Genomic DNA, 7338 nt, shown 5'->3' with positions numbered 1-7338 from the left:
TTCGCAAGAGATGCGATGGATGTCTGATTATTTGTAGTCATAAATTTAAGTCCCCACTTGTTTTTAAGTGGGGACTAAATTAAGGCTTATAGGATGAATTCATAAGGTGTGTTCAGCGGACGCTTACGATGATTAGCTCTGAATAAGTGTTAAGAAATGACTCAAATAAAAATGCCCCAGATTTGGGGCATTTTTATTTTAAGCAAATCGCTTTAAATCAATTAAAGTACTGCTTTTAAGCGACGAATTACTTCTTCACATTGGGCAATATCAGCAACCAGAGCTAAGCGGACATGGTTTTCACCCGGATTACCTTGTGCTGTATCACGTGATAAATAACGGCCTGGAAGCACTTTAACGTGTGCTTTTTCCATCAGCATTTTGGCAAAAGTTTCATCATTATCCACTTTTAACCAGTAGTAGAACCCTGCATCAGGTTTTTGTAATGGCAGTAAGTGACCCAATTCGCGTTGGAATAATTCGAATTTTGCACGGTACTGTACGCGGTTTTCTTCGACGTGTGCTTCGTCATCCCAAGCTGCAATTGAAGCCAACTGGTGTTGAACAGGCATCGCAGCGCCATGATAAGTACGGTATTGTAAATAAGGTTTTAAAAGCGCAGCATCACCTGCCACAAAGCCAGAGCGCATACCCGGTAGGTTAGAACGTTTAGACAGTGAGTGGAATACCACGCAGTTTTTATAGTCATCACGGCCCATTTCAGCACAGACTTCAAGCAGACCAATAGGTGCTTCATCAAACCAAAGCTCTGAGTAGCATTCATCCGACGCAATCACAAAATTATATTGGTCAGACAGAGCAATCAGTTTTTTAAACTGTTCTTTAGAAAGTACCGCACCTGTAGGATTACCCGGTGTGCAGACAAACAATAAAGCGGTTTTTTCCCAAACTTCAGCTGGCACAGCGTCAAAGTCGCCAAGGTAGTTATTTTCTTCTGTACAGTTGATGAAGTAAGGTTCTGCACCCGCAAGTAAAGTTGCACCTTCATAGATTTGGTAGAACGGATTTGGCATCACCACATAAGGGGCATCTTCACGTTTAACCAAAGCTTGTACAAACGAGAAGATCGCTTCACGCGTACCTGACACAGGTAGGACGTTGGTGTCTGCATTGATGCTATTGAGTTTAAAGCGACGAGTTAACCAATTTGCAATACTTGTGCGGAGCTCAGGTAAACCCTTGCTGTTTGGGTAAGTGGATAAGTGCTGAAAATTATCAATAATAGCCTGTTTCACAAACTCCGGTGCAGGATGCTTTGGTTCACCAATCGATAGGGGAATCAAAGGCAAATCTGCGGGTTTCACATCCTGAAATAGCTTATTTAGCTTTTCAAATGGATAAGGGTGCAATAATGACAAACTGGAGTTCATGGAATGGATACCGATCAATTTAAGTTAATGATGACTACAAACCTGATTCGAAGCTTCATCGAGTGCTGACTTTAATTGTGCAGCAAACGTTTCTGCTTCTGAATCGCTCATAGGTGAGCCATCTTTTTTAGTGACATAGAAAATATCTTCAGCACGTTCACCGAGCGTCGCAATTTTCGCAGAGTGAATATCTAGGCCTTGCATCATAAATAAACCACCGACTTTAGCAAGTAAGCCCGGATGGTCAAGTGTCGCAATTTCAACCATATTTTGTTGAAGCGCTTCATTAAAAGAAATACTCACGGTATTTTCAATATCAAAATGACGCAGTTGACGTGGAATGCGACGTTGCATCAGGCCTGGGTACTTGTCTGATTGGCTCAAGGCTTTTTTAAGCGCTTCAATAACGGTTTGCTCACGTTCAGGATCTGTTAATAAGGTGCCAAAACGGTCAAGTACAACATAAGTGTCCAAACTAAATGCAGTGGATGCAGTGATAATACGGGCATCTTGAACGTCTAGATTCATTCTGTCCATAATTGCCACTGTGGTTGCAAACAAGTTAGGCTGATCTTGGGTGTAAATAAAGATCTGTACCGCATCTTGTGCAAATTTGCGATGTGCTCGCATCAGTACCAATGGTTCTGCATTATTGCCATGCTTTAATATGGCGCGCGTATGCCATGCGATTTCATCGGCAGATTCTTTTAGGAAATATTCATCACCGAGTTCTTGCCAAACAGTTTCTACATCGTAGAGTGAAAAATCGTTGACTAATAGTTCACTGGCCGCAAATTTAGTGTCTTCGATCAGCATTGGATAATCTACAGGACGACCCAAACCAGAACGAATCACATCACGCGCTTGTGTATACAGTTGGCGCATGAGGGATGCACGCCATGTATTCCAAAGTGTCGGATTGGTTGCGTTGATATCAGCAACTGTCAAGGTATAGAGATAGTCGAGATGCTCCATATCGCCCATTTTCTCAGCAAATTCTTTCACCACATCTGGATCGGAAATGTCTTTTTTCTGAGAAGTGACAGACATCAATAGATGGTTTTGAATCAACCATGCGACAAGGTTGCATTCACGTTCAGTAAACCCATGGGTACGGCAGAATTTAATTGCATCTGCTGCACCAAGTTCACTGTGGTCACCGCCGCGACCCTTGGCGATATCATGGAAAATTGCCGCTAAATAAACAATGTCACGGCGCGCCAGTCGTTGGAATACGGAGCTAACGACAGGGAAGTCCTTAGCAAATTCAGGCTCTTTAAAACGGTTTAAATTACGTAGTAGTAATAGGGTATGGGCATCGACAGTGTAAATATGGAACAAGTCATATTGCATGAGTCCCATGATTTGCCCAAAGGCAGGAATATAGTTGCCGAGCACGCCATAACGTTTCATCGCCACCATGGTGTCGTATAAACGGTAGGGTGAGCGAATGATCGCCATAAATAAGGCTTGATGTGCAGGATTGTCACGGAAGTTCTGATCAATACGTTTTGCTGCAAGTGACAATAGACGTAAAGTTCGGGCACGAATCCCTTCAATTTCTGGACGATTCGCCAAGAGGTAGAAAATTTCTAAAATAGCACTTGGATTTTCAGAAAAAATTTTATGATGCTGCACCGCCAATTTGCCATCGACTAATTTGAAATTGGTATTGATCTCTTCAATTTTACGTTCATAGTCAGGCAAGCGCGGTGTGATGACCGATTCATTGAAATAAGCCAAGAGCATTTCATTTAACGTCGTCACTTGCTGAGCGCTACGGTAGTAACGTTTCATGAACTGTTCGATTGGATAATTCGGTGATTTGCCTTCTTCACGCTGATAGCCAAATTTAGCGGCAATGTCACGTTGATAATCAAACAGTAAGCGGTTTTCGTCGCGCTTGGTTAAGCGATGTAAATGATGGCGAATTTCCCAAAGAAAGCTTTCTGTTTCTTCAAGAACACCCAGTTCAAACTCTGAAATAAAACCTAAATGTACTAGGTCATAGATGCGATTGACACGGAAATGACGCTTAGCAATCCAACCGATTTGGTTGATATCACGGATACCACCGGGCGCATTTTTAATATCGGGTTCTAAGTTGCTTTCAGTATTGTTATGTTGAGCATAGCGTTTGGCTTGCTCTTGCATTTTTGCATCATAGAAGGTTTTATCCGTCCATGTCTGTGACACGATACGGCGTGGCCATTTGGCTAGGTGTTCATTGCCCACAATCAAACGTGCTTCGATCAGCGCTGTTGCCACGGTTAAATCATTGGTGGCTTGAGCAACACAATCATTAATGGTACGTACACTGATGCCCGGTTTGAAATTACCAACATCCCAAAGTGTGGAAATAAAGCTGGAGATGAGTTTTTCTTGTTCTGGGCTGATTTCATCTTCAGACAAAATCATGATATCGACGTCGGAGTAAGGCAGCATTTCACGGCGACCATAGCCGCCGACGGCAAACAAACCGAGATCGGTTTGGTCGAGTTCAGCATGTGTCCATAAGAACTTTAAAGCTTCATCGATTAGATTCGATCGAGCCAAAATCACATCACGAATCGACTGTCCATTTTCAAAGCATTCCTGTAGCTGATTTTCAACATCTGAGCGCCATTGGTTAATCGCCTGAATGTCGTGGTTACTTTTAATGTAATTCAGCAGAGGAAGCGTATTGATCATGAACAGTGGTCCGTTAAGGTGTTACAAACTTAGTTTTGTTGAACACTGACTTGTTGTGCAGCATGTTGAGCAAGTTCACGCGCGTGATCTGTGGTTTCAGCGCGTGCTGTTGCTACGCCCATACGGCGACGTTTAAAGCCTTCTGGTTTACCAAAGAGGCGTAAATCGGTGTCCGGATTAGCCAAAGCAAGATTTAAGCCAGTAAATGATAAATTGGTATCATCCACGCCTGCATAGATGACTGCGCTTGCAGCAGTACTGTGTCGAGCAGTATTCACAGGCAGACCAAGAATGGCACGTGCATGCAGTTCGAATTCGCTTTGGAATTGCGATGCAAGAGTGACAAGGCCTGTATCGTGTGGACGAGGTGATACCTCACTAAACCATACTTTATCGCCTTTGACAAACAGTTCCACCCCAAAAATGCCACATCCACCTAATGCAATGGTTACTTTATTGGCAATACGCTTGGCTTCCTCTAATGCAAGAGCAGTCATAAGTTGTGGCTGCCAACTTTCAACATAGTCACCAGAGTCTTGGCGGTGGCCAATTGGGTCGCAAAATGATGTTTCAATTTCACCTGTTTCTGCATTTTTAGCTCGAACAGTCAGCAGGGTGATTTCAAAGTCAAAGTCAATTTGTGATTCCACGATCACGGTGCCTTGATTTACACGTCCACCTGTTTGTGCATATTCCCAAGCAGCATCGACTTCATCAAAGCTTTTTACACGTGACTGTCCTTTACCCGAAGACGACATGACAGGTTTAACAAAGTTTGGATAGCCAATGTCATCGCATGCTGCACGGAACGCTTCAAGGGTATTGGCAAATCGGTAGGCTGAAGTCGGGAGTCCAAGCTCTTCGGCAGCTAGACGGCGAATCCCTTCACGATTCATCGTCAGGTTGACAGCTTTTGCAGAAGGAATGACAGTGGCAATCTTTTGTTCTTCAATCTCGACCAAAACTTGAGTCGCAATGGCTTCAATTTCAGGGACAATCAAATGAGGCTTAACTTGAGAAATTAAGGCTTTAAGTGCCTCGGGATCTGCCATATTTAAAGTATGAGAAAAATGTGCAACTTGCATGGCCGGAGCATGGTCATAACGATCGGCAGCATGAACTTCTACACCCAAACGTTGCAATGAAATCACAACTTCTTTACCGAGTTCACCAGAACCTAACAGTAAGATTTTATACGCTGAAGACTGAAGTGGAGTACCAATAGTGACGCTCATGTAATCATCCATGCTTGATTTTATGGGAATTTAAGCATAGCAGAACTTGTTCGAGAGATAAGCGAGTGTTCACATAAATAAATGATATTGTCCAACAATTTTTTTTATATCTTTATGGGTATGCGTTCGTGTAATTATTTACCTGTGAAAATCTTTAAAAAGTGGTATTTAGTTGTTTTTATTTAAATTCACTTTAAATATACCTGCATTTTTTACAGATGCAGGGAATGGCTCAATATCCAAATTTGCACATTGAAGCGCACAAAGCTGTATAGATGTTTGGCGGAAATTGGGCTAGTACAGCAATCCGAGCAGTGGTGCGACACATATGCATAAAATCAATATTAAGCCAATTAAAATGGCAGTGAAATAGAGTGCGTCTGCAACTACCGATAGAATGTGAAATGATGAATTGAGCCATGAACTGAGGCTAAAAATGCACAATAGAAAAATCAATAAAAAACCCGCCAGCTGCAGAAAATTGCTAAACAAGCGGGGTATCGATATGTGTGAAAACATCAGGCGGCGTGGATGTAAGTGCAGAATCTGCTGTGTGTAGTTATATAAGCCCACAATCGTCTTTTGCTGATTTTTCTCTATATAAATGGCGCGGATCTGATCAGCAGGTTGGCAATGTACAGCGTAGAAATTACCACTGAACAGCTGACTTTGAATAAAGCATTAAAAATTTACGCTTCGATGGGCTTTTGCAGTCCCCAACTCAATTCATATGGTTGTCTAGAATGAATATAAATTTTGTCTTGAATAGCATGGTACTTTGCCATCTATTGGTTTTATATAGATTTTTTTATGTTATACGCTGACTATCTCATAATTATTGCTAATTAAAAAGCACAGGCTAAAGAAGCGCGTGCTTGAGGTTTTTATTTGGATTGTCGCTGACTCTGCTTTAGAGATGAAAAGGTATATAGGTATAGACTAGGCCATAAGTCAGGGCCGCAGTGAGCGTAGCTGGTACAATTTTTTTAAACTTGAAATACAAGCCAGCAAGCACAGCAAAACCAACCAACATGGCAAAGCTTTTATTTGGGGTTTCAAGCAGAGGCGGTAAGGTTGCAACCACCAACATTGAACTAATTGCAGCGATACCAATCGAGCCCAAAGCGATTTTAAGCCATAAAGAACCACGCTGTTGTGAACCTTGCTGAAATTTCTGAATTACAAAAAATGGCCCAAACCGTGATGCAAAATTCGCAATCCCGACCAAAATCCCGACCAAGATAATTTCTAGATTCATGATGCTTCACCCATATGTTCAGGATCAGGTTTTTTTAAGACATAATGTTTGAATAAACCGGCAAAAATACCAGAAGAAATACCGATAAAAATCGCGGCAGACAAGTCGATAAAGTAGCAGGCAATTGCAGAAACAATAATTGTAACCGTGACCACAAATGTATGTTTTTTCTCAAATGCTGCGAGTAAAAAGCTTAAAAACAATGCAGGCAGCAGGAAGTCGAGTGCAGCTTGTAAAAATTGTGGAAGGTTGCTGACTTGATCGGCAAATAAACCGCCTAAAAATGAGCCTGTTGCCCAAGACAGCCAACTAAATAAGCTGAGTCCTAACATCCAAGATTCTGACCATTCTTGACGACGTTGCGACAGTTTGATCATGCCTGATGCGAAAACTTCGTCGGTTAAACCCCAAGCCCACACCGCAGTTTTCTTTAAGTTAAGTCGATCTTGAATCAGGTTTTGTAAAGCAGGACCGTAGAGCAAATGGCGTATATCGAGAGCAATCACAGTGAGTGCAGTCATCCAAATAGATGTTCCACTTCCAAGTAAAGCAACGACGAGAAACTGACTGGCACCTGCATACATGGAGCATGATAAAAATAAGGCTTCCCACGCAGTGAAACCAAATTGAGTCGCAGAAACCCCAAATGCAAAAGAAACAGGAAGATAGGTAAAGATAATGGCTTGACTATCTTTAGCACCTTGCCAAAAACCCGCAGGCTGAACTGTAGGAAGTTTGTGCTCAGACACGACACACCTTTGAA

General features: G+C 42.2%; 5 protein-coding genes. All 5 read right to left on the bottom strand.

Features of this window, described 5'->3' with window-relative positions:
• Nucleotides 1-221 precede the first annotated feature (221 nt).
• The 5 genes from dapC to FTT94_RS10505 all read right to left on the bottom strand — a co-directional run bounded on the left by dapC (nt 222) and on the right by FTT94_RS10505 (nt 7324).
• Nucleotides 222-1391: a succinyldiaminopimelate transaminase gene (dapC, locus tag FTT94_RS10525; protein WP_180134679.1), complete on the bottom strand. Its 1170-nt coding sequence runs from the start codon at nt 1389-1391 to the stop codon at nt 222-224.
• Nucleotides 1392-1415: 24 nt separating this feature from the next.
• Nucleotides 1416-4082, bottom strand: a complete 2667-nt coding sequence (gene glnD / locus FTT94_RS10520) for a [protein-PII] uridylyltransferase (RefSeq protein ID WP_180170764.1) — start codon at nt 4080-4082, stop codon at nt 1416-1418.
• A 29-nt stretch (nt 4083-4111) separates the two neighbouring features.
• A complete protein-coding gene (gene purT, locus FTT94_RS10515; protein WP_180050078.1) occupies nt 4112-5317 on the bottom strand; it encodes a formate-dependent phosphoribosylglycinamide formyltransferase in 1206 nt (401 codons plus the stop codon).
• 910 nt (nt 5318-6227) lie between these two features.
• Complete coding sequence (gene ygaH, locus FTT94_RS10510; protein ID WP_078189050.1) at nt 6228-6575, bottom strand: L-valine transporter subunit YgaH; 348 nt, start codon at nt 6573-6575, stop codon at nt 6228-6230.
• The gene (locus tag FTT94_RS10505; RefSeq protein ID WP_078194362.1) at nt 6572-7324 is read right to left on the bottom strand and encodes an AzlC family ABC transporter permease; all 753 of its coding nucleotides are present in this window, start codon (nt 7322-7324) and stop codon (nt 6572-6574) included. The genes ygaH and FTT94_RS10505 overlap by 4 nt, the downstream gene beginning before the upstream one ends.
• Between the last annotated feature and the right edge of the window lie 14 nt (nt 7325-7338).

It is taken from the genome of Acinetobacter sp. YH12027 (assembly GCF_013420085.1).
Taxonomy (GTDB): Bacteria; Pseudomonadota; Gammaproteobacteria; order Pseudomonadales; family Moraxellaceae; genus Acinetobacter; species Acinetobacter amyesii.
This window is presented reverse-complemented; position numbering and strand designations above follow the sequence as displayed.

Excerpts from the sequence above, each read along its gene's own strand:
- glnD (WP_180170764.1), bottom strand. The coding sequence starts at position 4,082 with ATGATCAATACGCTTCCTCTGCTGAATTACATTAAAAGTAACCACGAC.
- dapC (WP_180134679.1), bottom strand. The coding sequence starts at position 1,391 with ATGAACTCCAGTTTGTCATTATTGCACCCTTATCCATTTGAAAAGCTA.
- ygaH (WP_078189050.1), bottom strand. The coding sequence starts at position 6,575 with ATGAATCTAGAAATTATCTTGGTCGGGATTTTGGTCGGGATTGCGAAT.
- purT (WP_180050078.1), bottom strand. The coding sequence starts at position 5,317 with ATGAGCGTCACTATTGGTACTCCACTTCAGTCTTCAGCGTATAAAATC.